This is a genomic window from Streptomyces sp. NPDC058758, from assembly GCF_042746075.1.
Lineage (GTDB): Bacteria > Actinomycetota > Actinomycetes > Streptomycetales > Streptomycetaceae > Streptomyces.
On the sequence record NZ_JBHYPS010000056.1, the window covers coordinates 15,294 to 38,271 of the forward strand.

At 74.9% G+C, this 22,978-nt stretch carries 22 protein-coding genes; 10 read left to right on the forward strand and 12 right to left on the reverse strand.

What is annotated here, in order from left to right:
* Positions 1 to 21 precede the first annotated feature (21 nt).
* The 4 genes from ligA to ACFW6A_RS36115 are packed head-to-tail and all read left to right on the forward strand — an operon-like array spanning position 22 to position 3,768.
* Positions 22 to 1,326, forward strand: a complete 1,305-nt coding sequence (gene ligA / locus ACFW6A_RS36100; RefSeq protein WP_351845935.1) for a protocatechuate 4,5-dioxygenase subunit alpha — start codon at positions 22 to 24, stop codon at positions 1,324 to 1,326.
* Between the two features lies 1 nt (position 1,327).
* Entirely contained in the window at positions 1,328 to 2,302 is a 975-nt protein-coding gene (locus tag ACFW6A_RS36105; RefSeq protein WP_386645925.1) for a Gfo/Idh/MocA family oxidoreductase, read from the forward strand.
* Positions 2,299 to 3,327 carry an aldo/keto reductase gene (locus tag ACFW6A_RS36110; RefSeq protein ID WP_351845931.1) on the forward strand — a complete coding sequence of 343 codons (1,029 nt, stop codon included), beginning with the start codon at positions 2,299 to 2,301 and terminating at the stop codon, positions 3,325 to 3,327. The genes ACFW6A_RS36105 and ACFW6A_RS36110 overlap by 4 nt, the downstream gene beginning before the upstream one ends.
* 60 nt (positions 3,328 to 3,387) lie before the next feature.
* Positions 3,388 to 3,768 carry a VOC family protein gene (locus tag ACFW6A_RS36115; protein WP_351845929.1) on the forward strand — a complete coding sequence of 127 codons (381 nt, stop codon included), beginning with the start codon at positions 3,388 to 3,390 and terminating at the stop codon, positions 3,766 to 3,768.
* On the opposite strand, the gene ACFW6A_RS36120 is transcribed toward ACFW6A_RS36115, so the two are convergent.
* Positions 3,765 to 4,088 carry an SH3 domain-containing protein gene (locus ACFW6A_RS36120; RefSeq protein ID WP_351845927.1) on the reverse strand — a complete coding sequence of 108 codons (324 nt, stop codon included), beginning with the start codon at positions 4,086 to 4,088 and terminating at the stop codon, positions 3,765 to 3,767. The two genes, ACFW6A_RS36115 and ACFW6A_RS36120, sit on opposite strands and share 4 nt — an antisense overlap.
* Before the next feature lie 65 nt (positions 4,089 to 4,153).
* A complete protein-coding gene (locus tag ACFW6A_RS36125) occupies positions 4,154 to 4,822 on the reverse strand; it encodes an aspartate/glutamate racemase family protein (RefSeq protein WP_386645930.1) in 669 nt (222 codons plus the stop codon).
* A gap of 381 nt (positions 4,823 to 5,203) precedes the next feature.
* On the opposite strand from ACFW6A_RS36125, the gene ACFW6A_RS36130 reads away from it, so the two are divergent.
* Positions 5,204 to 5,806, forward strand: a complete 603-nt coding sequence (locus ACFW6A_RS36130) for an ankyrin repeat domain-containing protein (RefSeq protein ID WP_386480922.1) — start codon at positions 5,204 to 5,206, stop codon at positions 5,804 to 5,806.
* Between the two features lie 18 nt (positions 5,807 to 5,824).
* On the opposite strand, the gene ACFW6A_RS36135 is transcribed toward ACFW6A_RS36130, so the two are convergent.
* Entirely contained in the window at positions 5,825 to 7,276 is a 1,452-nt protein-coding gene (locus ACFW6A_RS36135; RefSeq protein WP_386645933.1) for an MFS transporter, read from the reverse strand.
* Positions 7,273 to 8,481, reverse strand: coding sequence for a M20 family metallopeptidase (locus ACFW6A_RS36140; RefSeq protein ID WP_351845916.1), 1,209 nt, complete (start codon positions 8,479 to 8,481; stop codon positions 7,273 to 7,275). The genes ACFW6A_RS36135 and ACFW6A_RS36140 overlap by 4 nt, the downstream gene beginning before the upstream one ends.
* A 118-nt stretch (positions 8,482 to 8,599) precedes the next feature.
* Between ACFW6A_RS36140 and ACFW6A_RS36145 the strand changes: the two genes are divergently transcribed.
* The gene (locus ACFW6A_RS36145) at positions 8,600 to 9,700 is read left to right on the forward strand and encodes an Lrp/AsnC family transcriptional regulator (RefSeq protein ID WP_351845913.1); all 1,101 of its coding nucleotides are present in this window, start codon (positions 8,600 to 8,602) and stop codon (positions 9,698 to 9,700) included.
* On the opposite strand, the gene ACFW6A_RS36150 is transcribed toward ACFW6A_RS36145, so the two are convergent.
* On the reverse strand, positions 9,674 to 10,315 hold the full coding sequence (locus ACFW6A_RS36150) for an ankyrin repeat domain-containing protein (RefSeq protein WP_351845910.1): 642 nt from the start codon (positions 10,313 to 10,315) through the stop codon (positions 9,674 to 9,676). The genes ACFW6A_RS36145 and ACFW6A_RS36150 overlap by 27 nt on opposite strands.
* A 139-nt stretch (positions 10,316 to 10,454) precedes the next feature.
* Between ACFW6A_RS36150 and ACFW6A_RS36155 the strand changes: the two genes are divergently transcribed.
* A complete protein-coding gene (locus ACFW6A_RS36155) occupies positions 10,455 to 11,318 on the forward strand; it encodes a maleylpyruvate isomerase N-terminal domain-containing protein (protein WP_386645936.1) in 864 nt (287 codons plus the stop codon).
* Positions 11,319 to 11,332: 14 nt separating this feature from the next.
* Here ACFW6A_RS36155 and thpR read toward each other — a convergent pair whose 3' ends face one another.
* Both thpR and ACFW6A_RS36165 read right to left on the reverse strand, forming a co-directional pair.
* Complete coding sequence (gene thpR, locus ACFW6A_RS36160; protein ID WP_351845905.1) at positions 11,333 to 11,980, reverse strand: RNA 2',3'-cyclic phosphodiesterase; 648 nt, start codon at positions 11,978 to 11,980, stop codon at positions 11,333 to 11,335.
* 95 nt (positions 11,981 to 12,075) lie between these two features.
* Positions 12,076 to 13,131 (reverse strand): hypothetical protein, encoded by a 1,056-nt coding sequence (locus ACFW6A_RS36165; RefSeq protein ID WP_351845903.1) that lies wholly within the window; start codon positions 13,129 to 13,131, stop codon positions 12,076 to 12,078.
* 113 nt (positions 13,132 to 13,244) lie between these two features.
* Between ACFW6A_RS36165 and ACFW6A_RS36170 the strand changes: the two genes are divergently transcribed.
* The gene (locus tag ACFW6A_RS36170) at positions 13,245 to 13,616 is read left to right on the forward strand and encodes a PadR family transcriptional regulator (protein WP_386645939.1); all 372 of its coding nucleotides are present in this window, start codon (positions 13,245 to 13,247) and stop codon (positions 13,614 to 13,616) included.
* Entirely contained in the window at positions 13,613 to 14,206 is a 594-nt protein-coding gene (locus ACFW6A_RS36175) for an HAAS signaling domain-containing protein (protein ID WP_386645942.1), read from the forward strand. The genes ACFW6A_RS36170 and ACFW6A_RS36175 overlap by 4 nt, the downstream gene beginning before the upstream one ends.
* A gap of 13 nt (positions 14,207 to 14,219) precedes the next feature.
* Here the strand turns inward: ACFW6A_RS36175 and ACFW6A_RS36180 are convergent, their stop codons facing one another.
* From ACFW6A_RS36180 to ACFW6A_RS36200, 5 genes are all read right to left on the reverse strand, one after another.
* Positions 14,220 to 14,390 (reverse strand): hypothetical protein, encoded by a 171-nt coding sequence (locus ACFW6A_RS36180; RefSeq protein WP_351845896.1) that lies wholly within the window; start codon positions 14,388 to 14,390, stop codon positions 14,220 to 14,222.
* 82 nt (positions 14,391 to 14,472) lie between these two features.
* Positions 14,473 to 15,879 carry a GH1 family beta-glucosidase gene (locus tag ACFW6A_RS36185; RefSeq protein WP_351845894.1) on the reverse strand — a complete coding sequence of 469 codons (1,407 nt, stop codon included), beginning with the start codon at positions 15,877 to 15,879 and terminating at the stop codon, positions 14,473 to 14,475.
* Positions 15,880 to 15,968: 89 nt separating this feature from the next.
* Positions 15,969 to 17,060, reverse strand: a complete 1,092-nt coding sequence (locus ACFW6A_RS36190) for a DUF1996 domain-containing protein (RefSeq protein ID WP_386645947.1) — start codon at positions 17,058 to 17,060, stop codon at positions 15,969 to 15,971.
* Positions 17,061 to 17,105: 45 nt separating this feature from the next.
* A complete protein-coding gene (locus ACFW6A_RS36195) occupies positions 17,106 to 19,289 on the reverse strand; it encodes a discoidin domain-containing protein (RefSeq protein WP_351845889.1) in 2,184 nt (727 codons plus the stop codon).
* A 127-nt stretch (positions 19,290 to 19,416) separates the two neighbouring features.
* Positions 19,417 to 21,609, reverse strand: a complete 2,193-nt coding sequence (locus ACFW6A_RS36200; RefSeq protein WP_351845886.1) for a discoidin domain-containing protein — start codon at positions 21,607 to 21,609, stop codon at positions 19,417 to 19,419.
* Between the two features lie 190 nt (positions 21,610 to 21,799).
* On the opposite strand from ACFW6A_RS36200, the gene ACFW6A_RS36205 reads away from it, so the two are divergent.
* The gene (locus ACFW6A_RS36205) at positions 21,800 to 22,819 is read left to right on the forward strand and encodes a LacI family DNA-binding transcriptional regulator (RefSeq protein ID WP_386645951.1); all 1,020 of its coding nucleotides are present in this window, start codon (positions 21,800 to 21,802) and stop codon (positions 22,817 to 22,819) included.
* Positions 22,820 to 22,978 lie beyond the last annotated feature (159 nt).

Below are 22,978 nucleotides of genomic sequence, written 5' to 3' on the forward strand. Positions count from 1 at the left end.
TCCCCCGATTGGAGTGCCGGCATGGCGCTGGACAAGACCTACAAACTGGTTCCGGGGACGACCGTCTTCGACTCCGAGCAGTCGGCGAAGGGGTACCACCTCAACCAGTTCTGCATGTCGCTGATGACGGCGGAGAACCGCGCGGCCTACCTCGCCGACGAACGCGCCTACCTCGACGCGTGGCCGCTGCGGGAGGAGCAGAAGCGGGCCCTGCTCGACCGCGACCTCAACGCGGCGATGCGCGAGGGCGGCAACATCTACTTCCTCGCCAAGTGGGGCGCCACGCTGGGCTTCTCGTTCCAGCAGATGGCCGGCTCGATGACCGGCATGACCGAGGAGGAGTACCGCGCCATGATGGCCGGCGGCGGCCGCTCCGTCGAGGGCAACCGCATCGACCGCGCCGTCCTCGAAGCCGCCCACGCCCCGGCGCCGCCGGCCGAACACGCCACGGTCACCGGCGCCGTCTTCACCTCGCACGTCCCGGCGATCGGCGCGGCGCTCGACCACGGCAAGACCGACGAGCCGTACTGGCGGCCGGTCTTCGAGGGGTACGCGTACTCCAGGGCGTGGGAACGAGAGAACGTCCCCGACGTCGTCGTCCTGGTCTACAACGACCACGCCAGCGCCTTCGACCAGTCGCTGGTCCCGACCTTCGTGCTCGGCACCGGTGCCTCCTACCCGGTCGCCGACGAGGGGTACGGGCCCCGCCCCGTGCCGGACGTCGAGGGCGATCCCGACCTCGCCGCGCACATCGCGCACTCCCTCATCCGGGACGACTTCGACCTCACCCTCGCCCACGAGATGGCCGTCGACCACGGGCTGACCGTCCCGCTGTCGCTGATGTTCGGCGACGTCGAGAAGTGGCCGTGCAAGGTCATCCCGTTCCACGTCAACGTGGTGCAGTACCCGGTGCCCTCCGGCGCCCGCTGCTTCGCGCTGGGCCAGGCCCTGCGCAAGGCGATCGAGTCCTACGACAGACCGCTGAACGTGCAGGTGTGGGGCACCGGCGGCATGAGCCACCAGCTCCAGGGCCCGCGCGCCGGCCTCATCAACCGCGCGTGGGACAACGCCTTCCTCGACCGGCTGGTCGAGGACCCGGCCGGACTGGCCCAGGTCCCCCACCTGGAGTACGTGGAGGAGGCCGGCTCCGAGGGCATCGAGCTGGTCATGTGGCTGATCGCGCGCGGAGCGCTGAGCGACGTCGACGGCTCCGGCGAGGTCGGGGTCAAGCACCGCTTCTACCATGTCCCGGCGTCCAACACCGCCGTCGGGCACCTGATCCTGGAAAACCGCCCCCGGGCCGAAGAGCCCGCCGAGAAGGAGTGACATGACTGACGACCGGACCCTTCGGATCGCCCTGGCCGGCGGCGGCGCCTTCGGCGCCAAGCACGCGGCCGCGCTGAAGCGGATCGAGGGCGTCGAGGTGGCCGCCGTCGTAAGCAGCAGCCTCGAACGCGCGCAGAAGTTCGCCGCCGAGCAGGGCGTCGGACGCGCCGCCGCCTCCCTGGACGAGGTCCTGGCGATGGACGACGTCGACGCCGTCGTCCTCGCCACGCCCACCCAGCTGCACGCCGCGCAGACCCTGGCCTGCCTGGAGGCGGGCAAGCACGTGCAGGTCGAGATCCCGCTCGCCGACTCGCTCGCCGGCGCCGAGGCGTGCGTCGCGGCGCAGGAGCGCACCGGGCTCGTCGCCATGGCGGGCCACACCCGCCGCTTCAACCCCAGCCACCAGTGGGTGAAGCGGCGGATCGACGCCGGCGAGTTCTCGATCCAGCAGATGGACGTGCAGACGTACTTCTTCCGCCGGCAGAACCTCAACGCGCTCGGCCGGCCGCGCTCCTGGACCGACCACCTGCTGTGGCACCACGCCGCGCACACCGTCGACCTGTTCGCGTACCAGACCGGCTCGCCGATCGTGCGGGCGAACGCGATCCAGGGGCCGATCCACCCCGAGCTGGGCATCGCGATGGACATGTCGATCCAGCTGCGGGCGGAGAACGGCGCCATCTGCACGCTGTCGCTGTCCTTCAACAACGACGGCCCGCTGGGCACGTTCTTCCGCTACATCGGCGACACCGGCACCTACATCGCCCGGTACGACGACCTGTTCACCGGCAAGGACGAGCCGATCGACGTCAGCGGCGTCGACGTGTCGACGGACGGCATCGAGCTCCAGGACCGCGAGTTCGTCGCCGCGATCCGCGAGGGCCGCGAGCCCGACTCGTCCGTCGCGCAGGTGCTCGCGTGCTACCGCACGCTGGCCTCCCTGGAGGAGCAGCTCGACGCGGTCACCGCCCCGTGACGGCGGCGACGCCCGCCGGCGCGGGCCCCGCCCCGCGCCGCATCGGGCCCTTCGAGGTGGCGGCGGTCGGCCTGGGCTGCATGAACCTGAGCCACGCGTACGGCGTCCCGCCGACGGCGGAGGCGGCGGAGAGGCTCCTCCTGACGGCGGTCGACGAGGGCGTCACGCACTTCGACACGGCGGCGCTGTACGGCTTCGGCGCCAACGAGGAACTGGTCGGCCGGGTGCTCGCCGGCCACCGGGACCGGATCGTGCTCGCGAGCAAGTGCGGGATGACCGGGGTCGACGGCCGACGGGTCGTCGACGGGCGCCCGGAGACGATCCGGCGCACCGCCGACGAGGCGCTGGCCCGGCTGCGCACCGACGTCATCGACCTGTACTACCTGCACCGGCTCGACCGGAAGGTGCCGGTCGAGGAGAGCGTCGGCGCCATGGCCGAGCTGGTCGCGGCCGGCAAGGTGCGCGCGCTCGGCCTCTCCGAGGTGTCCGCCGCGACCCTGCGGCGGGCGCACGCCGTGCACCCGATCGCCGCACTGCAGAACGAGTACAGCCTCTGGACCCGCAACCCCGAGGAGGGCACGCTGGCGGCCGCCCGCGAACTCGGCGTCGCCCTGGTGGCGTTCAGTCCGCTGGCCCGGGGCGTGCTCACCTCCGCCCCTCCGGACCCGGACGCGCTGCCGGCCACCGACATCCGCCGGGGCATGCCCCGCTTCGACGCCCGCCACTACCCCGCCAACCTGGCCCGCAGGGCCGAGCTCGCGGGGCTGGCGCGGGAGGCGGGCCTCGGCCTCGCGCAGCTGGCGCTGGCGTGGGTCGTGTCGCGGGGCCCGCACGTCGTGGCACTGCCCGGCACCCGGTCCCCCGGCCACCTGCGGGAGAACCTCTCCGTGCTCGGCCTGGACGTCCCTCCCGGCGTCCTGGAGGCGGCCGGCCGGGTACTCGACGCGACGACCGTGCACGGACCGCGCTACAACGAGGCGACGCTCGCCGAGATCGACACCGAGCGGTGCGGACGGGCGGGCTGACGGCGGCCCCGGGGTGGGGAGCGTTCCCGCCGCCGGCGGGGGTCGGGCATGATCGTCGGCATGTATTCGACAGTGCAGAACGTGGCGGTCGACTGTGCGGACGCTTATGAACTGGCGCGGTTCTGGAGCGCGGTGACGGGCGGCCCCCTGCATCCGGACGACGCGCCGGGCTCCCGGGAGACGCAGGTGCTGCTCCCGGAGGGCCCGGTGCTGTACTTCCAGCAGGTGCCGGAACCGAAGACGGTGAAGAACCGGCTCCACCTGTGCCTGCGCCCGACGACCTCGCGCGACGCGGAGATCGGGCGCCTGCTGGGCCTCGGGGCCAGCCTGGTCGGCGACTTCAGGGAGCCGGACGGCGCGGGCTGGGCCGTCCTGGCGGACCCCGAGGGCAACGAGTTCTGCGTCCTGCGCAGCGACTCCGACCGCGCGGCGGCCGGTTAGCCGCTCGGGCGGGTGCAGGTCCGCGGCTCCCAGTGCCGCTTCACCGCCCAGCCCTCCGTGCCGGCGCGCAGTCCCGAGCGGGAGGGCGCGTCGAGGCGGATCCGGTACCAGTCCCCCGACTCCCGTTCCACCGTGACCTCGTCGCCGGGTCCGAGCACGCCGAGGGATCTTCGGTCGGTGCCCGGCCCGGTGCGGAGGTGCACCGGGCCGTCGGCCTCGTACCCGCAGGGTTCGAGGCGCTCCGGCGCGGCGGGCGGCCGGGCCACGGCCGCCAGGAACACGGCGGTCAGCGCCACCCCGAGCATCGTCGTCATTCGCATGCACGGGCAACCGTCCGCACCCCCGGAGATGTCACGGGCCCGGCACCTCGGTCACCCCTTCGGGTTCACGCCAGGAGCCGCAGGACCTCCCCGGCCGCCGCCGGGATCGGGCCGACGACCGGGACCGGGAAGCGGTGCCGGAGGACCTCGGCGGCTTCGCCGAGGGGTCCGCCGCCGATGACGACCGCTTCGGCGCCGTCCTCCCGCACGCACCGGTCGACGGCCTCCGCCAGGCGTTCGGTCATCTCCTCGGGGGACGCGGCCAGTCGGCGGGGGTCGCCGGGGGTGAGGCGGACGCCGGTGTACCGGGCGGACCAGCCGAGGCGGGCCGTGCGGGCGTCGATCGCGGCGGCGAGGCCGGGGGTGGTGGTGGCGATGCCGAAGCGGCGGCCCTCCGCGCCCGCCTCGCGCAGGGCGGCCTCCGCGATGCCGACGACGGGGACGGTGGTGCGGGCGCGGAGTTCCTCGACGCCGGGGTCCCCGAAGGCGCTCACGACGAACGCGGCCACGCGGGGGCCGTCCGGGCCCGCGAGGAGGCGGTCGGCCGCGTCGAGGACGTGACGGACCGAGGCGCGCAGGGCCTCCTCGTCGACGAGCATCGACGGCCCGGCGGCGACGGTGACGCCCCGGACGTCGTATCCGTCCTCGGGGCGCAGGGTGCGGCGGGCGATGGCGGCCATCATCTCCGTGGTCGCCCCGCTGGTGTTGGGGTTGACGAGCGCGACGAGGGCCACGCGCCCCCTCCTCTCCGGCGGCGTCCGCCGCCCCGTCCTCCGGGCCGCTCCGCCGGGGCGGTTCCGGTGGGAGGGCTTCCGTACGACGGTACACAAGCCTGCCGGACGGGCGGGCGTATCCACCGATCGGCTGACCCCCGCCCCGGCCGTCCGCCCGCATCATGGAGCCGACGGGCCGACCGGACGGGCCCGGGAGCGGACCCGGGATGGAGGCACGACGAGGAAACGGCCCGTCGGTCCCGCCGGTCCCCACGGCCCCCGCTGTTCGACCCCGCCCGGCTCCGCGCCGGGCTCCGGGGCGGGTTCGCGGTGGCCGTGCGGACCGGCGCCAGGACCGCCGCGCACGCGCTGTGCCGCCCGATCTCCCTGAGGAGGAACCCCATGTCCGCCGCCGACCTGGCCCTGCGGGCCGCCGTACGGAACGACGACCCCGCCGCCGTGCGCGAGGCCCTCGCCGGCGGAGCCGGCATCGAGCACCGCGACGAGCACGGGCGCACCGCGCTGCTGCTCGCCGCGGCCGGGGACCGCGTGGCCGCCGCGCGGGCCCTGGTCGCGGCCGGCGCCGACCCGAACGCCCGGGACGACCGCGAGGACACCCCGTGGCTGGTCACCGGCGTGACCGGCAGCGTGCCGATGATGCGGGTGCTGCTGGCCGCCGATCCGGCGCCCGACGTGACGCTGACCAACCGCTTCGGCGGCGTCAGCCTCATCCCCGCCGCCGAACGCGGCCACGTCGACTACGTGCGGGCCGTGCTCCGCGCCACCGACATCGCCGTCGACCACGTCAACCGGCTCGGCTGGACGGCACTCCTGGAGGCGGTGATCCTCGGCGACGGCGGCCCCGCCCACCAGGAGATCGTGGAACTGCTCATCAGCGCGGGCGCCGCGCCCCACCTCCCGGACCGCGACGGCGTCACCCCGCTCCGGCACGCCGAGCTCCGGGGCTTCCACGAGATCGCCGGGCTGCTCGCGGCCGTCCGCTGAGCCCTCCGGGGCGCCGTGTCAGGGCCGGGGCGTCCCGGCCCCGGCGCGGCGGGCGACGAGGGTCAGGGCGGCGGCCGCGGCGGAGAGTGCCGCACACAGCAGCCAGACCGTGACGTACGCCGATTCCGACGGGGTGGCGGTGTGCGCGGCCGAGGCGGTGAGGATCGCGGCGACGACGCCTCCCGCGACGGCTCCGCCGAGCGTCTTGACGTTGTTGTAGAGGGCGGTGGTCACGCCCGTGCGGGAGGGGTCTCCGGCCTCCGCGATCACGGTGGGCATGGCGCCGAGGGCGGTGCCCAGGCCGAGGCCCGCGAGGATCTTCGCGAGGACGAGCTGCCAGAGCGCCGTGTGCAGGGCGGCCGTCGCCAGGAAGCTCGCCGCGACGAGGGCGAAGGAGACGGCGAGGGCGGGGACGTAGCCGACGCGTCCGGCGACGCGGGCGGTCAGGGACGAGGTGATGACGGCGGTCGCGGCCGCCGGGAGCGCCACGAGGGAGATCGACAGGGCGGAGAGGCCGAAGCCGTAGCCGGTGGTGGCGGGGTCGGCGGCGAGGAAGGTGGCGTCGGGCGCCTGGCCGCCGAAGTAGACGACGCCGAAGACGAAGGCGCAGAGGAAGAAGGGGGCCACCCGGCGGTCGGCCAGCGCCCGGACGTCCACGAGCGGTCCGGGGGTGCGCAGTTCGACGCGGACCCAGAGGGCGCCGAGGAGCACGGCGAGGCCGAGCCGGATCAGGGCGGCGGGGCCGGAGCCGCCGTCCTCGGCCGACGGGAGGGCGGAGAGGAGCAGCAGGACGGAGGCGCCGAGCAGGGCGGCGCCGGGCCAGTCGAGGCGGCCCCGGGCGAGGTGCCGGGTCTCGGGGACGGCGAGGAAGGAGACGGGCACGCAGGCGGCGGCGAGGACGGCGGGGACCAGGAGGGTGAGGCGGACGTCGTCGGTGAGCGCGTGGACGGCGCCGGTGAGGACGCCGCCGAGGAGGGTGCCGAGGGCGAGGGCTCCGACCAGGCGGGCGATGGCCGAGCGGGCCGGGCCGAGCGGGAGCCGGTCGCGTACGAGGGCGATCTCCAGCGGCAGCAGGGCGGCCAGCGGGCCGGTGAGGACGCGGCCCGCGAGCAGCACCGGCAGGTTCGGCGCGAGGGCGACGAGCAGGGTGCCGACGGCGATGGAGGCGAGGGCCCAGCGCAGCACCCTGCGGTGGCCGTGGAGGTCGCCGAGGCGGCCGAGGACGGGGACGCTGACGGCGGCGGCGAGGAGCTGGGCGGAGATCACCCAGGTGAGGTCGGCGTCGGGGACGCCCAGTTCGCGTCCGATCTCCGGCAGCAGGGGGGCGATGCCGCCCTGGAGGAAGCCGCTGGTCAGCTCGAAGAGGACGAGGAGTCCGACGACGGCCCGGACGGATCCGGATCCGGTCTCCGGAGGGGCGGTGTCGGGGGCGGTGGTCCCGGAGGGGTCGGGGCGGCCGGTGGTGCTCATGCGGGGTCCTCGGCGGCTTCCTGGAGGCGGCGGGCGGCGAGTTCGGCCAGCAGGACGGCGGCGTCGAGGACGGCGCGGTCGTCGAAGACGGCCTGCGGCGAGTGGTTCATGGGGGCGGTGGCCGGGTCGCGGTCGGGCGGGCAGGCACCGATGCCGAGGTAGGCGCCGGGGACCTCGCGCAGGACGAGGGAGAAGTCCTCGGAGCCGGTGAGCGGGCGCGGCGCCTCGAAGGCGCGGTCGGCGCCGAGGAGTCCGCGGGCGGTGCGCAGCGCGAAGGCGGCCTCGGCGGGGTCGTTCTCGGTGACGGGGTAGTTCTCCCGGTAGTCGAGGTCGGCCTCGACTCCGTGGGCGGCGGCGATGCCGCGGACCGTGCGCTCGACGCCGGCCCTGACGGCCGCTTGGGTGGCGGTGGAGAAGGAGCGGACGGTCGCCTCCAGGACGGCCGTCTCCGGGATGACGTTGCCCGCGGCGCCCGCGTGGAGGGAGCCGACGGTGAGGACGGCCGGGTCGAAGACGTCGACGGTGCGGGTGACCATCGTCTGGAGGGCGGTGACGATCTCGCAGACGGCGGGCACGGGGTCCTTGGCGGAGTGCGGTGAGGAGCCGTGGCCGCCGGCGCCGCGGACGGTGACGGTGACCGCGTCGGAGGCGGCCAGCATGGGGCCGGGGCGGACGGCCGCGTAACCGGTGGGCAGCAGGGTCGAGGTGACGTGGAGCGCGTAGGCGGCGACGACCCGGCTGCCGGCGGCGTCGAGGACGCCCTCCTCGATCATGAGGCCGGCCCCGCCCATGCCCTCCTCGCCGGGCTGGAACATGAACACGACGTCGCCGGGGAGTTCGTCGCGGCGGGCGGCGAGCAGCCGGGCGGCGCCGACGAGTCCGGCGGTGTGGAGGTCGTGGCCGCAGGCGTGCATCCGGCCGGGGACCTCGGAGGCGTACGGGACGGCGGTGTCCTCCTGGACGGGGAGGGCGTCCATGTCGCCGCGGAGCAGGACGGCGGGTCCCGGCCGGCCTCCGCGCAGGACCGCGGTGACGGAGCTGAGCCGCTCGCCGAGGGTGATCTCCAGGGGCAGTCCGGCGAGGGCGTCGAGGACCCTGCGCTGGGTGAGCGGCAGGTCGAGGCCGAGTTCGGGCGTGCGGTGGAGGTCGTGTCGCAGGGGGACGAGGGTGTCGGCGTGGGCAAGGGCGTCGCTGTGCGTGAACATGGCGGGTATAGTGCCGATCCGTTCGATGAACGCCGTCCGGGTGCAGGGATCCGCCGCTCATGGGTGATCGTTTGCGCGGATGCGCCGTTCGGTTCTTTTCGGGAGCGGGGTGGCGGGCGTGCTGGACGAGCTGGACTATCTGCTGGTGACCGCCCTCCAGGTGGCGCCGCGCGCCGACTGGCAGACCGTCGGCGAGGCCCTGGGGCTCGACGCGTCGACGGTCGCGCGCCGCTGGACGCGGCTGACGCGGGCGGGGCACGCGTGGATCAGCGTCCATCCGGCGGTGCGGGCGCAGGCGCCCGCCGTGGTCGCCTTCATCGAGGTGGACTGCGTGGCGGGCCGGCTGCACGAGGTCGCGGCGGAGGTCGCCGAGGACCCGCACGTGTTCAATCTGGAGCACGTCAGCGGCGGCCGGGACCTGCTGGTCACCGCCGTCTTCGCCGACCAGGCCGAGCTGGCCCGGTACGTGGGCTTCCGGCTGGGCTCGCTCGGCGGGGTGGCCGCGTCGCGCACCCAGGTGGCCACGACCCTGCACGCGGAGGGGAGCCGCTGGCGGCTCGACCGGCTGACCGGGGAGCAGCGGCGGCGGCTCGCGGGCCCGGACCGGCCGGCGCCGGACCGGCCGGCCGGCGGGCGGCTCCTCGAAGGCCGTGACCTGGAGCTGGTGCGGGTGCTGAGCGAGGACCCCCGGCAGCCGGCGGCCCGTCTCGCGGAGCGGACCGGGCTCAGTCCGACGACGGTGCGGCGGCGGCTGGACCGGCTGGAGGCCGAGCACGCGCTGGTGTACCGCTGCGAGGTGGCGCGGGCGCTGTCGGGCTGGCCGGTGTCGGTGTCCCTGTGGGCGGCGGTGCCGCAGAGCCGGGCGCCCCGGCTGGCGGAGCGGATCAGCGCGCTGCGCGAGATCCGGCTCTGCGCCTCGCTGTCGGGGCCGTACAACCTGCTGCTGGCGGCCTGGCTCCGGTCGGTGGACGACATCGCCCCCTTCGAGTCGCGGCTGACCGAGCGCTTTCCCGAACTGGCGGTCGGGGACCGGGCGCTGACGCTGTGGCCGATGAAGCTGGGCGGCCACCTGCTCGACCCGCAGGGGCGGCACCTGCGGGCGGTGCCGCTGGGACGGTGGAGCGACGCGCGCTCGGCGGCGGCCGAGGCGGCGCTCCTGGACCGGCTCCGTACGCCGCGTCCCGCCGCGCCGTCAGCGGGTCCGGCGGGCGGCGGCTGAGGCGCCGAGGGCGGCGACGATCTCCCTGAAGACGTCGACCCGCTCCGGGTTCCGCCGGGCCCCCCAGTGCACGGCGCGGTCACGGGCCCGGAGCGTGGGGGTGGCGCCCCGGGCGAGGAGGTGGTGGACGACGTCGGCGCGGGGCATGCCGGCCGCCCATTCGAGCGGGGTCATGTCCTTCTGCCGTTCCTCGATGTCGGCGCCGGACTCCAGGAGCAGGTCGATCAGGACGATCGGGTCTCCCTGGGTGGCGGTGGCGGCGTGGACGAGCGGCACCCAGCCGAACCTGGTCTGGGGGCCGGTGGGGGCGCCCGCGGCGAGCAGGAGCCGGACGACGTCGGCGTGTCCCCGGCCCACGGCCATGGTGAGCGGCGTCTGGTCGCCGTCGTGCTCGCCGCCCGGCCGTGCCGGATCGGCGCCGGCCCGGAGCAGCAGGCCGACGATCGCGGCGTCGCCCGCCCGCACGGCGCGTTCGAGCGCCGTGCGCCCGTCGCCGCCGGGGGCGTCGGGCGCGACGCCCGCGCGCAGCAGCCGTTCCGTCTCGGCCGCGTCCCCGGCCGCCACGGCCTCGGCCAGCCGGTCGGCGTCCTGCGCGTGCTCTCCTCGCCCGTCCATGCGGATGATCATCGCCGGGGAGCGGGGCGGACGCCACTTCGCCCCGCGAGAGTGTCCCGTTCGTGATGCGCGGCCCCTGTCGCCCGGGCGCTACCGGGCGGTAACGTGCGGGCCCGTCCACAGCCTTGGGGGAAATCGCATGGGTGTCGTCACGCCGTACGATCCGGTGGCCGAGCACGAGAGGACCCGCGCCGCGCTGGAGGCCGCGATCGGGCGGCTGGTGGAGCTGCTGGGCGGGACGGACGACCTGGACGCGCCCTCGGGCGTGCCCGCGTGGTCCGTGGGGGACGTCGGGGCGCACCTCGCCGCCGTGTACCTCGCCTACGGTTCCGCCGTCTCCGCCGACGGGGGCGTCGACTGGGACGCGCTGCTCACGGAGGACGAGGACGCCGGCTTCGGGGAGCGGATCGCCGCCGTGAACGCCCTGTCCATCGGGCTCGTCACCGGGGCCGAGCGCAAGCGGCTGGGCGCGCTCATGGCCGAGCGGGGCGCGGCCTTCCTGCGGCACTCCGAGGGGCTCGCGCACGACCTGCCCGTCCCGGCGCCCTGGTACGGGCCCGGGCGGACCGTCCCGCTCGCGGCGGCGACGGGGCTGATGCTCAGCGAGACCCTCGTGCACGGGCTGGACGTCGCGCGCGGCGCGGGCCGGCCGTGGACCGTGGGCGCGGCGGAGGCGTCGCTGGTGATCGGGCAGGCGATGGTGACGATGATGCCGCTCGCCCTCGACGCCGGGAAGGCGAAGGGGGTGCGGATCGCCTTCGACCTGGTCCTGAAGGGCGGACCGCGGCTCGCCGTCGTGGTGGAGGACGGCGCCGCCACCGTGACGCGGGACGCGCCGCCGCGCCCGTACGACTGCCGGATCACGGCGGCCCCGGCCGCCTTCCTGCTCGTCTCCTTCGGCCGGATGCCGGTGTGGAAGGCGATCGCGCGGGGCCGGATGCGGGCCGGCGGCCGCAGGCCGTGGCTCGCGACGCGGCTGAGCGAGCTGATCGCCGCGCCCTGAGGCCGGGCACCCGCTCAGGCTTCGGTTCCGGTCCCGGCTTCGGCTTCGGCTTCGGCTTCGATCCCGACCTCGTCCCCGGCCCCGGTCCCGGTGAACGGCCAGGAGACGATGTCCTGGTAGCGGACCGGCGCGGGGCCCCGGGCGTGGTCGCTGCCGACGAGGTGGAGCCGGGCGGCCGGCCACGGGCGCCCCTCGAAGCCGTCGAGGACGCCGGCCGCGTCCGGGACGCCGGTGAGGTCGCCCCGGCGGGCGCGGGCCAGCGTCAGGTGCGGGCGCAGCGGGCGGCCCTCGTACGGGATCCCGGTCTCCTTCACCAGGGCGCGCACGTCGTCGGCGAGGCGGTGGAGGCCGGGGACGTCGCCGGCGACGCCGCTCCACAGGACCCGCGCGTCGAAGTGGCCGCCGCCCCGGAGGGACAGGCCGAGGGGGCGGCGGGCGGCGGCGAGGTCCGCGAGGGGGCCGTGGAGCAGGGGCACGGTGGTGACGGGCAGCTCGCCGAGGAAGGCGAGGGTGATGTGCCAGTCCTCGATCCGGTTCCAGCGCATGGCGGGGTACGCCGCGTAGGCGGGGGCCAGGGCCCGGGCGAGTTCGTCCTTGGCGTCGTCGGGCGGCGCCAATGCGATGAAGACGCGGATGGAGGCGGGCCGGTTCGTGTCGTTCACAGAGCGATTCGTACCGTGCCGGGACCGGCCCCGTGCGGGCGGGTCCCGGTACGGGGCCGGTGCGGCCCTCCCGTCCCGGGACCCGCCCGGCGGGGTCACCAGTCGCCGTCGGCCACCGGGGCGCCCGGCGGCGGGGGCGGGGGGCCGAGCGGCTTGATCTGGTGCGGGGCCGGCGGGGTCCACGGGTCCAGGTCGTCGCCGAGCCACTCCCCCACGGGCTTGACGCCGGCGAGGGCGTCGGAGGGGGCGAGGTCGGTGCCGTCGGCGTCGAAGTAGTCGTACCAGGGCAGGCCCGCGCGCGTGTAGGCGGCGCGGTCGACGGGGGACGGCGGGGGCTCCTCGCCGGTGATGCGGCGCCACTCGGGCGGGGTCACCAGGTGGACGAAGACGCGCGCCTCGGGGGTGTCGGACCAGTCGCGGGCCTTGCGGTCGTCCTGGTACACCTCCTGCCGCATGGAACCGCCCGCCCCGATGCCCATGGCCGCGCCGGGCGCGGGCGGCGCGCCCGCCGGGGCGGCCATCGGCATCGGCGGCGGGGCGCCGTAGCCGCCGCCGTACGAGGGCGGGGGCGAGGCGGCGCGGAAGCGGGCCCGCTCCTCGGCGAGCCGCCGCTGCTCCTCGCGCCAGGCGGCGCGGGGCTTCGGGGCGAGCGGGAAGGCCTGGAGCTGGAGGCCGCCGACGGTCTCCTCGCCGGTGACCTGGCCCTCGACGGTGGCGCCCATGCCGAGCGGGACGGCGACGAACTGGCGCACCGTGCCCTTGCCGGAGTTGATGCCGTCCAGCCACGGCTGGCGGGGCAGCACCACGTAGTTCTGCGGGCGGCGGGACAGCTTCCCGGTCCACTTCTCGCCGGAGATCGCGCAGACCTTGCCCACGCCGACCTGGAGGGCCGAGGGTTCCTGGCTGCCGGCGAAGCTGAGCCACATCGCCTCGCGGAGGTGGACGGGGAGCATCACGCCGCCCTTGGCGCGCCACCGCTCGGGCACGGTGTCGGGGTGGTCCTCGACCCGGCGGAGCGGGAACTCGCCGAGGCCCGGGGGCAGCCGGTGGGTGCCGGTCTCGGGCAGCCGGAGCGTGCGGATGAAGCGCACCCGCACCCCGTCGCCCAGCAGCAGGGTGTTCCCCTCGATCCTCGTGTCGTTGGCCGTCACCACGTCTCCCTCGTCTCGGCACGCCCGTCCCCCGTTACACGAGCGGCCGGAGCGGCCGGTTCCCGTCGGGCGGCGGCTTGTCGGAGGAAGCCGTCGGCGCTATCTTGCATTGCATGGTTCCTGGTAACGCAATGAACGAGGCGGGGGGCAGGGTCTCCAGCCAGCTCCGCAAGGGAGTGCTGGAGTACTGCGTCCTCGCGCTGCTCAGGGACGAGCCGAAGTACGGCGTCGAACTCCTCGCCGAGCTCTCCGCGGTCAGCGTGATGACCACCAGCCAGGGCACGATCTACCCCCTGCTGTCGCGGCTGCGGCGGGAGGGTCTCGTCGACACCAAGCTGCGCGAGTCCCCCAGCGGGCCGCCGCGCCGCTACTACGCGCTGACGGCCCCCGGCCGGACCGCGCTGGCCGAGTTCGCCGGGGCGTGGCCGCACTTCCGGGACGCCGTCGACCACTTCCTCAACGACCCGCAGGGGGACACCGCATGAACGCCATCGACCACCCGCTCGTCGCGGCCTACCTCGACTCCGTGGCCCGCGAGACGCCCGGGCTCCCGGCCGAACGCCGGGCGGAGCTCCTCGCGGACCTCCGCGAGCACATCGAGGTGAGCGACGCCCGGGACGACGCGGGGATCCGCGCCGTCCTCGCCGAGCTGGGCGACCCCCGCACGGTGGCCGCCTCCGCGCTCGCCGAGGAGGGGACGACCTCCCCGGCGCCCTCTCCGGCGCACGTCGCCGACGGCCCTCGCCCGGCCGGCCCGCTCGCCGGCCGGCAGGCCGCGCGGATCGTCGCCGCCCTGCCCGCCCTCGGAGGGCTGCTGCTCCTCGGCTCGCCCTACGCGGGCGCCGTCGTCCTCGCGGTCGGGCTCGCCCTGCTCTGGAAGTCCCCGCTGTGGGACGCCCGGCACAAGCGGATCGCCACGGCCACCTCGGTGGCCGTGCCGGTCCTGCTGCTCCTCGGCGGGCTGTTCCTCGCCGGCGGCGGGATCGGGCCGGTGGAACTGCTGCTGATCGGCGCGTTCTCGGTCGGGCTGCCCGCCGCCGGCGCACTCGTCCTGATGCGGGCGCTGCGCGCTTGAACCCCCGGCGGGGCTACTCCTCGCGCACGAAGTCGGCCTCGGCGCGCTCCGCGTCGAGGTCGGCCTGCGCGTGGGTGTAGAGATCGCGGACGAACGACCTGGCGTCCACCGGCGAGATCCCGGCACCGAGGCGGAGCAGTCGCTGGGTCCAGGCGGCGAGCGGGTCGCCCTGCTCTTCGGCCATGACGTCACTCCTTCGGCTCCTCTCCCATCGTCCGCCCCGCCACGGCCGCCCGCAAGGCGCCCGGCCACCCGCGGCCCCGGGCTCAGGCCGTGCCGCGCACCAGACGGGCCGTGTCGCGCAGCCAGCGGGCGCTGCGCTTGGGCGTGCGCGCCTGGGTGGCGTAGTCGACGCGGACGAGCCCGAAGCGCTGGGCGTAGCCGTAGGCCCATTCGAAGTTGTCGAGGAGCGACCAGGCGAGGTAGCCGCGGACGTCGGCGCCGGCCTCGCGGGCGCGGGCGACGGCGGCGAGGTGGGCGGAGAGGTAGGCGGTGCGCTCGGCGTCGTCGACGTGGCCGTCCTCGTCCGGGACGTCCTCGTAGGCGGCGCCGTTCTCGGTGACGACCACGGGGGTGCCGGGGTAGTCGCGGGCGATGCGCAGGAGCAGCGCGGTGAGGTCGTGGGGCATGACCTCCCAGCCGAGGCCGGTGACGGGCAGGCCGCCGTGCGGGAGGCCCCGGGTGACCGGGAGGCCGTGGGCGTCGGTGGGGGAGCCGTGCTCGTCGGTCCCCGAACTGCGCATCGAGCGGTAGTAGTTGACGCCGAGGGTGTCGATGGGGGTGGCGATGGCCGCGAGGTCGCCGTCCCGGACCGGGATCGCGACGCCGTGTGCGGCGAGGTCGCGGACCAGGTCCTCGGGGTAGGCGCCGCGCAGGATCGGGTCGAGGTAGAAGCGGAAGCCGAAGGCGTCGGCGCGGCGGGCGGCCTCCCGGTCGGCGGCGCCGTCGCCGGCCGGGGCGCTGGTGCCGAGCAGGTGGGTGACGGCCAGGTCGAGCGGGCGGCGGGCGTCCGCGCGCAGCCGCCGGGCGGCGAGACCGTGGGCGAGGTGCAGGTGGTGCACGGCGGCGACGCCGTCGGCGAGGGAGCGCCCGCCGGGCGCGTGGACGCCCTCGACGTGTCCGAGGACCGCCGAGCAGAACGGTTCGTTGAGGGTGGTCCAGTGGGTGACGCGGTCGCCGAGCCGGTCGTGGACGAGCGCGGCGTAGTCGGCGAAGCGGTGGGCGGTGTCGCGGGCGGGCCAGCCGCCGGCGTCCTGGAGCTCCTGGGGCAGGTCCCAGTGGTAGAGGGTGAGCCAGGGGGTGACGTCCCGCGCGAGGAGTTCGTCGACGAGGCGGTCGTAGAAGGCGAGCCCCTTCGGGTTGGCCGGGCCGCTCCCGCCGGGCTGGACGCGGGGCCAGGAGACGGAGAAGCGGTACGTGTCGAGGCCGAGGTCCGCCAGCAGCGCGACGTCCTCGGGCATGCGGTGGTAGTGGTCGCAGGCCGTGTCCCCGGTGTCGCCGTTGTCGACGGCGCCGGGGACCCGGCAGAAGGTGTCCCAGATGGAGGGGGTGCGGCCGTCCTCGGCCGCCGCGCCCTCGATCTGGTAGGCGGAGGTGGCGGCGCCGATGCGGAAGCCGGGCGGGAGGCGGGCGATCAGGGCGTCGTCGGCGGGGAAGCGGGCGTCGGCGGACATGGGCGGGTGCTCTCCGGTGGAAGCGGTACGGGGGCGGCCCGGGTTGCCGCGGCGGGCGTCCGGGCCGCCCCGTACGGGGTGGACGGGGGTCAGGGCAGGACGTGGTCGGCGTTCAGCACCGTGCCGCGCTCGGGGCGGTAGAGGTCGAAGCCCCGGGTGTCGCACTGGAGGCCGCCGTTGATGCAGTGGTCGACGAGGGCCTTGAGGGTGCGCTCCTCCCACGCGTTGAAGAAGTCGTAGTGGAAGGAGTAGCCGCGGCCGCTGGCCAGGCGGACCTGGCTCATGTCGCCGTTGACCGGCCACGCCATCTTGAACTCGATCATCGGCAGGGCGACCGGGTGGGAGGCCGGGCACATGTTGTCGTTGGTGCCGGGCTTCACGACCGGGTACGCCATGTGGCTCTTGTGGTCGGGGGTGTCGAGGTGCAGGCCGTTCCAGCAGCTGGGGGCCTGCATGCGCAGGTTGAGCTGGACGTCGGGCCGGCTCGGACAGCTCGCCGGGATGTCGGTGTTGAAGAAGCTGTCACCGCACTCCCAGCCCTCGACGAAGCCCTTGTGGGCGCGGAACTCCTGCTCGGTCTGCGTCGGGCTGCCGACGACGAAGCGGAGCCCCTTGGGGAAGGGGCGCACGCTGCGGTAGTCGGTCACGCCGGCCTTGTAGTAGATGACCTGCGGGCCGACGGGCAGGATCTTCTGCTCGCCCTTGTACAGCGAGGGCATCCAGTACGCGGAGGCGTCCGCGGGCGCCTTGCAGGTGGTGGCGCCCCCGTAGAGGGAGGCGGTGGTGCTGGCGGCGTTCGTGGAGGTGTTGCCCATGAACGTGTGGTCGTGGGACTTGCCGAACTGGCCGGGGTAGACGATCGGGTCGTCCGGCGCGGTGTGGGTGACGGAGCAGCCGGCCTGGAACTCGTGGTGGTAGGCCGGGGGCGGGGTGTCCGTGGACGGGGTGACGCCGGTGACCGGCGGGACGGCGGGGATGTATCCGTCCCCGTCGGCGTCGTCGCCCGACGCCTGGGTGGAGGCGGCCATCCGGTGCCCGACGTGGTTCGCGGCCGCGGCGACGTCGGGCGGGATGCCGGCGGCCGGGTCGGTGGCCTGGGCCATCGTGCCGAAGCCGAGGGCGCCGGCGAGGAGGGCCGTACTGACGAGGAGTACGGAGAGCCGCTTCGGACTCGATCTCATGGGGATCTCCTCAGTGGGGTGGGAGGAAGGGGTGGTGCGGGCCGGTCAGCCGAAGACGCCGAACTCGTGGAGGGAGTAGCCCCAGCCGGTGCCGCGTGCGGTCAGGTGCAGGCGGACGTGGCGGGCGGTGGCCGCTGCCTCGATGGTGTCGATGTCACCGTTGCCGGCGGTCTGGGTGTGGATCGTGCGCCAGTTCCGGCCGTCGTCGGAGACCTGGACCTCGTAGGCGCGGGCGTAGGCCGGGTCCCAGACGAGCTGGAGGCGGGAGAAGGCGCGGACGGAGCCGAGGTCGACCTGGATCCACTGCGGGTCGGCCCAGTCGCTGGCCCAGCGGGTGTTCGGGTTGCCGTCGGTGGCGTTGCCGGCCGGGCAGGGGCAGTCGCCGTACGAGGCCTGGAAGGAGGAGGCGGTGGTGGGGCGGCCCTGGGCGAGGTTGGTGCCGGCCACCGGCGGGGCGACGACCTTCATCGACTTCGTCTCGATGCCGGCGTTGCCGCGACCGTCCTCGGCCTGGACGTACACCTTCCACACGCCGAGCTTCTCGGGGGCGGTGACGGTGAGGGAGCCGTCGGCGTTGCGGCGGTGCGGGGTCTCCAGCAGCCGCTTGTCGCCGTTGGCGTAGTTGCCGCTGAGGAAGACCTTCGTGGTGACGGCGTCGCCGTCGGGGTCACGGACGTCGGCGCGGATCGTGAACTCGCCGCCGGCCGGGGCGGATCCGGACGGGGTGACGGTCATGTTCGAGATGACGGGCGGGGTGTTGTCGCCGGCGGTGCTGCCCGTGTACGCCTTCTTGAGGGCGTAGTAGGAGAGCCGCTTGAGACCGTCGGGCAGGAGGTTGAACCAGACGCCGCCGAAGTCGTGCTCGGTGCCGTAGTGGAAGACGGTGGCGCCCAGCGCGACGCCCCGGTGGCCGGTGACGCAGTTCCAGGCGCGGGTGTAGCCCTCGGCCTTCTGCACGTCGGTGGGCTCGTCGGCGACGCCGTTGGCGTCCTTCGGGGTCTCCCACTCCCCCGCCGGGCCGGTCTCGGTGATGAGGTACGGCTTGGTGTAGCCGCCCTGCTCCCAGTCCTCGCGGACGCCGCACAGGTCGCCGTAGGCGTTCATCGCGTACAGGTCGAGGTCGGGGGCGTTGCGCTTGTAGTAGGGCCAGGCGCCGGTCCAGGCGTCCGTCGAGGTGACGGGGTGGTCGGGGTCGATGGTGTGGATCTTCTTGGCGACGTCGTTGACGAAGGTGGTGTAGGCGTTGCGCTGGGCTTCGAGTTCGGTGCCGGAGTAGCAGTTCTGGAGGCCGAGGACGGACTCGTTGCCGACGTTCCACATGAGGGTGGCGGGGTGGGACTTGTACTCCTCGACCCACTTGGCGAACTCGTTCAGCATGTTCGTCTTGTACGTGGTGTCGGTGACGTAGTTGGCGCAGCCGCCGGAGCCGGGGCCGCCGCCGGGCTGGAGCCAGAAGCCGTTCATGACGCGGATGCCCTGGGCGGCGGCCGCGTCGAGGAGCGGCTTGGTGGAGCCGTCGGTGCCCCAGGTGCGGATGGTGTTGACGCCCAGCGACTTCACGTCGGGCATGTAGCGGCCGGCGTCGGCGACGGCCGGACCCCAGGTGACGCCCTTGACGGTGTACGGCTGGCCGCCGACGGTCAGCTGCCAGTTGCCCTGGCTCCCGGTGACGCGGACGGCGCCGCCGCCCTGGGGCGGGGTGCCGCCCTCCTCGCCGTACACCTTGAACTCCCAGAGGGAGAGGCCGTACCCGCCGGCGCGGGTGACGCCCTGGAGGCGGACGTGGCGTCCTGTGCCGGAGACGGCGATCTCGTCGGTGCCGCCGTCGGAGCCGGTCACGGACTTCACGGTGCGCCAGTCCGTGCCGTTGTCGGAGAGCTGGATGTCGTACGCGGTGGCGTGGGCGGCCTCCCAGTTCAGCACGATCCGGCTGACGGTGGCGGTGCGGCCGAGGTCGACCTGGATCCACTGACCGTCGCTCCACTGGCTGGCCCAGCGGGTGCCGGGGTCGCCGTCGACGGCGGCGGAGGCGGGGAAGGCGGCACCCTCGGTGGAGGAGGCGGTGGCCGTCCTGCCCTGCGAGAGCAGGGTCTCGGCGGCGGAGGCGGGCGCGGCGGTGAGCGCGGTCAGCGAGGTGGCGAGCAGGGCCCCGAGCGAGACGATCGAGGCGGCGGTGCGGGTACGGGGGCGGATCGGCCGGACGGGTCCGGCGGCGGTGTGCGCGGGCATGGCGGCTCCCTTACGGGCGCGAGGGGGGAAGTGGGGTGCCTTCCGGGCGGCGCGGCGGGACGGATCGCCGCCCGGAAGGGGTGGGAGGGCCGGGGCGCGGCGTCGGGCGCCGCACCCCGGCGGGTCGTCACGGGAAGCTGACGACGGTGGAGGGCACGGTCGAGGTGCCGGCGGGGATGGTGGACGCCCCGGTGTCGTTGATGACGTGGTTGTAGTGGCCCATGCCGCCGAGGGACACCACCAGGAGGCTGTGGAACTTCACTCCGGGCTTGACGGGCGCCTTGAAGCCGTGGTCCTGGACGATGGTCGGGTCCACGTTGTAGTTGCAGTAGCTGCCGAGTCCCCACGCCTCGTGGGTGTTCACCGAGTCGTCGACCCGGTAGGCGGCGTAGCCCTTGGTCGTGCCGTTCTGGATGGCGGCCTGGTTCGGGGCGTCGTACGCCTTCTCGTTCTGGTAGAAGATCGTGCGGCCGCGCTCGCCGTACCACTCGACGTCGTACTTGTTGAAGTGCTCGACGAAGAGGCCGGTGGCGAGGACGTCGTCGCCGTACACGCGGACGCCGTAGTCGGCGCGGTTGGTCTCCCAGCCGACGCCGTCGCCGTGGTCGGCGCGCCAGACCCAGGTGTGGTCGACGATGACGTCGTCGCTGTGGACGACCATGCTGGTGGTGGCCTTGCCGGGACCGGCGCCGCCGATGCGGATGTAGACGTCCTGGACGGTCGTCGGGTTGGCGGCGTGGTCGGCGGCGGAGTTCTGCGGGCCGAGCTCCAGCAGGACCGGGGAGTTGACCGGGCCGGCGTCGACGAGGAAGCCGGCGAGGCGGACGCCGTCGACGTCGGCGACCTTCATGGCGGCGACGCCGTTGTCCGGGATGATCGTGGCGAGGCCGAGGCCGAGCACGATGGTGTTCGCGCGGTCGATCTCGATGGGCCGGTCGACGTGGTAGACGCCGGGGGTGATGAGCAGGTGGAGGCCCTGCCGGACGGCCTGGTTCATGGTCGCGGCGGTGGTGCCGGGCCTGACGACGTAGAACTGGCCGAGGGGGATCTTCTCGCCCTGCGGGGCGCCGTTGGCCCAGGTGGTGCCGCGGGCGTTGGTCCGCTTGGCCGGGGAGAAGACCTTGTACTGGTTGTCCTCCCAGATCAGATAGGGCTTCTCGCGCGAGATCGGGGTGGTGTCGAGGGTGGTGTAGCGCGGCTCGGGGAAGGAGGTCGCGGGCGCGCCCTCGGTGCCGGAGAAGGTCTGGTTCCAGACGCTGTTGGACCAGCCGCCGATGGAGCTGTCGCGGGTGTACCACTGCTGCTGCGAGTAGTTGCCGACCTGGCCGTCGATCTTGGAGTCGGCGATGTAGCCGCCGGAGGCCCAGCCGTAGCCGTTGGGGGCGAGGTTGAGGCCGCCCTTGACGTGCATGCGGCGGAAGGAGGAGGCCTGGGAGACGGCCCAGCGGTCGGTGCCGTTCACCGGGTTGAGGGCGAGGCCCTCGGCGCCGCGCCAGAAGTTCTGGGTGGCGTTGCCGTTGAACCAGCCGGCGTCGACGGTGACGTCGCCGTTGATGGTGGTGTCGTCGGGGCGGACGCCGAGGCCGGCGATCTGGGTGTAGAAGCCGAGCTGGGCGTTGAGGCCGTTGTACGTGCCGGGCTTGAGGAGGAAGGCGTGGCGGCCCGCGCCGAACTGGGCGGACTCCTGCTCCTGGAAGACGGCGTCCAGCTTGGCCTGGAGGCCGGGCGTGGACGGGTCGTAGACGTGCACGTTGGGGCCGAGGTCGCCGCCGCCGGGCAGCGTCGGGCCGGTGCCGTCGGTGGAGCCGTAGACCTGGAACTCCCAGAGGGAGTAGCCGTATCCGGTGCCGCGGGTGAGGCCGTTCACGCGGACGTAGCGGCCGGTGCCGGAGAGGGCGACCTCGTCGGTGCCGCCGTCGCCGGCGGAGACGGCGGTGACGGTGCGCCAGTCGGTGCCGTTCTCGGAGGCCTGGAGCTCGTAGCTCTTGCCGTAGGCGGCCTCCCAGGTGAGGACGGCCCGGCTGAGCTGCTTGCTCGCGCCGAGGTCGACCTGGAGCCACTGGGGGTCCTGCCACTGGCTGGCCCAGCGGGTGCCGAGGTCGCCGTCGACGGCGGCGGAGGCGGGGAAGGCGGCACCCTCGGTGGAGGAGGCGGTGGCCGTCCTGCCCTGCGAGAGCAGGGTCTCGGCGGCCTGCGCGGCGGTCGTGGGGACGACCGCGAGCAGGGTGCCGGCCAGGGCGGCGACGAGGGCGCCGGCCGTGGAGCGGCGGAGTGTGGGGGCGGGGCGCCGACGCGGCGGCGGGGACCCAACGGAGGACATGGATCTCCTCGGTGATACGTGACGGACACATGGGAGAGCGCTCTCCGAAACCTTGCACGGGGCCGGAGTTGACGGTCAAGGCGTGTGACACGACTTTTCTTTTGACTTGCATTAAGCATCGATCGGCGAACGGGCACATGCCTCGCCGACTGCCCACCCAGCGGACACGCCGCACCGATAAAGTGCGTGGATGGGGAATCGGGGACCGACGCTGGAGGACGTCGCACGCGAGGCGGGGGTGTCGCGGGCGACCGTGTCCCGCGTGGTCAACGGCGTGCGGAACGTGGCCCCGGAGATCCGGCGGACGGTCCTCGCGGCCGTCGCCAGGACCGGCTACGCGCCGAACCAGGCGGCCCGCTCCCTGGTGACCCGGCGCACCGGCGCGGTCGCCCTGGTGCTGTCGGCGACCGGCGGCTCCTTCACCGCGCGCCTCTTCTCCGACCCCTTCTTCGGGCGGGTCGTCGACGGGGTGCTCCCGGTGCTGCGCGAGCGCGCGGTGCAGCCCGTGCTGCTGGTGGCGGAGTCGGAGCCGGCCCGGGCGCAGCTGGTCGATTACCTGCGGCGCGGCGGGGCCGACGGGGCGCTGGTGGTGCCGCTCGACGAGGACGACCCGCTGCCCGGGATGCTGGTCGGGGCCGGACTGCCCACGGTGCTCTTCGGACGCCCGCGGAGCGGCGTGCGCTGCGGCTGGGTGGACCTGGACAACACGGCGGGCGCCCGGCTCGCCGCCGAGCACCTGTGGGCGGCCGGGCGGCGCCGTCCCGCGGCCGTCGCGGCACCTGCGACGGCGCCGGCCGCCCGCGAGCGGCTGGACGGCTTCACGGCGGCGCTCACGGCCCTGGGCGCGGCCCGCGTGCCGGTCGAGCGGGGCCGGTTCACCGAGGAGAGCGGCCGGGAGGCGATGGCCCGGCTGTGGGAGCGGGACCCGGGGATCGACGCGGTGTTCGCGGCGAACGACCTGATGGCCCGGGGCGCCTGCCGCCACCTCGCGGAACGGGGCGTGGCGGTGCCGGACCGGGTGGCGGTGATCGGCTTCGACGACTCGGTGGCGGCCCGCACGGCCGCTCCCCCGCTGACGACGGTCCGGCAGCCGGTGGAGGAGATGGCCTCGGCGATGACCCGGCTGCTCCTCGCCCACCTGGACACGGGCACGCCGGTGACCGGTTCGGAGGTCTTCGAACCGGTCCTGGTCGTACGGGAGTCGGCCTGAGCCCCGCGCGCCCGTCGGACGTCCTGGGGGGCGTCCGACGGGCGCGCGGGGCGGGTGGGGCGGGGGGGGGGGGGGCCCCCCCCCCCCCCCCGGGGCGCGGAGCCCCGACGCCCGCGCCCGGCCGCGCCCCCCCCCCGCCACCCGCGGGGGGGGCGGGGA

Bases quoted from the DNA above. Each gene is read 5' to 3' on its own strand.
- ACFW6A_RS36155 (WP_386645936.1), top strand. From the start codon at position 10,455: ATGGGTGTCGTCACGCCGTACGATCCGGTGGCCGAGCACGAGAGGACC.
- ACFW6A_RS36200 (WP_351845886.1), bottom strand. From the start codon at position 21,609: ATGTCCTCCGTTGGGTCCCCGCCGCCGCGTCGGCGCCCCGCCCCCACA.
- ligA (WP_351845935.1), top strand. From the start codon at position 22: ATGGCGCTGGACAAGACCTACAAACTGGTTCCGGGGACGACCGTCTTC.
- ACFW6A_RS36135 (WP_386645933.1), bottom strand. From the start codon at position 7,276: ATGAGCACCACCGGCCGCCCCGACCCCTCCGGGACCACCGCCCCCGAC.
- ACFW6A_RS36180 (WP_351845896.1), bottom strand. From the start codon at position 14,390: ATGGCCGAAGAGCAGGGCGACCCGCTCGCCGCCTGGACCCAGCGACTG.
- ACFW6A_RS36190 (WP_386645947.1), bottom strand. From the start codon at position 17,060: ATGAGATCGAGTCCGAAGCGGCTCTCCGTACTCCTCGTCAGTACGGCC.
- ACFW6A_RS36175 (WP_386645942.1), top strand. From the start codon at position 13,613: ATGAACGCCATCGACCACCCGCTCGTCGCGGCCTACCTCGACTCCGTG.
- ACFW6A_RS36170 (WP_386645939.1), top strand. From the start codon at position 13,245: ATGGTTCCTGGTAACGCAATGAACGAGGCGGGGGGCAGGGTCTCCAGC.
- ACFW6A_RS36115 (WP_351845929.1), top strand. From the start codon at position 3,388: ATGTATTCGACAGTGCAGAACGTGGCGGTCGACTGTGCGGACGCTTAT.
- ACFW6A_RS36185 (WP_351845894.1), bottom strand. From the start codon at position 15,879: ATGTCCGCCGACGCCCGCTTCCCCGCCGACGACGCCCTGATCGCCCGC.
- ACFW6A_RS36140 (WP_351845916.1), bottom strand. From the start codon at position 8,481: ATGTTCACGCACAGCGACGCCCTTGCCCACGCCGACACCCTCGTCCCC.
- ACFW6A_RS36205 (WP_386645951.1), top strand. From the start codon at position 21,800: ATGGGGAATCGGGGACCGACGCTGGAGGACGTCGCACGCGAGGCGGGG.
- ACFW6A_RS36120 (WP_351845927.1), bottom strand. From the start codon at position 4,088: ATGCGAATGACGACGATGCTCGGGGTGGCGCTGACCGCCGTGTTCCTG.
- ACFW6A_RS36105 (WP_386645925.1), top strand. From the start codon at position 1,328: ATGACTGACGACCGGACCCTTCGGATCGCCCTGGCCGGCGGCGGCGCC.
- ACFW6A_RS36130 (WP_386480922.1), top strand. From the start codon at position 5,204: ATGTCCGCCGCCGACCTGGCCCTGCGGGCCGCCGTACGGAACGACGAC.
- ACFW6A_RS36195 (WP_351845889.1), bottom strand. From the start codon at position 19,289: ATGCCCGCGCACACCGCCGCCGGACCCGTCCGGCCGATCCGCCCCCGT.
- ACFW6A_RS36150 (WP_351845910.1), bottom strand. From the start codon at position 10,315: ATGGACGGGCGAGGAGAGCACGCGCAGGACGCCGACCGGCTGGCCGAG.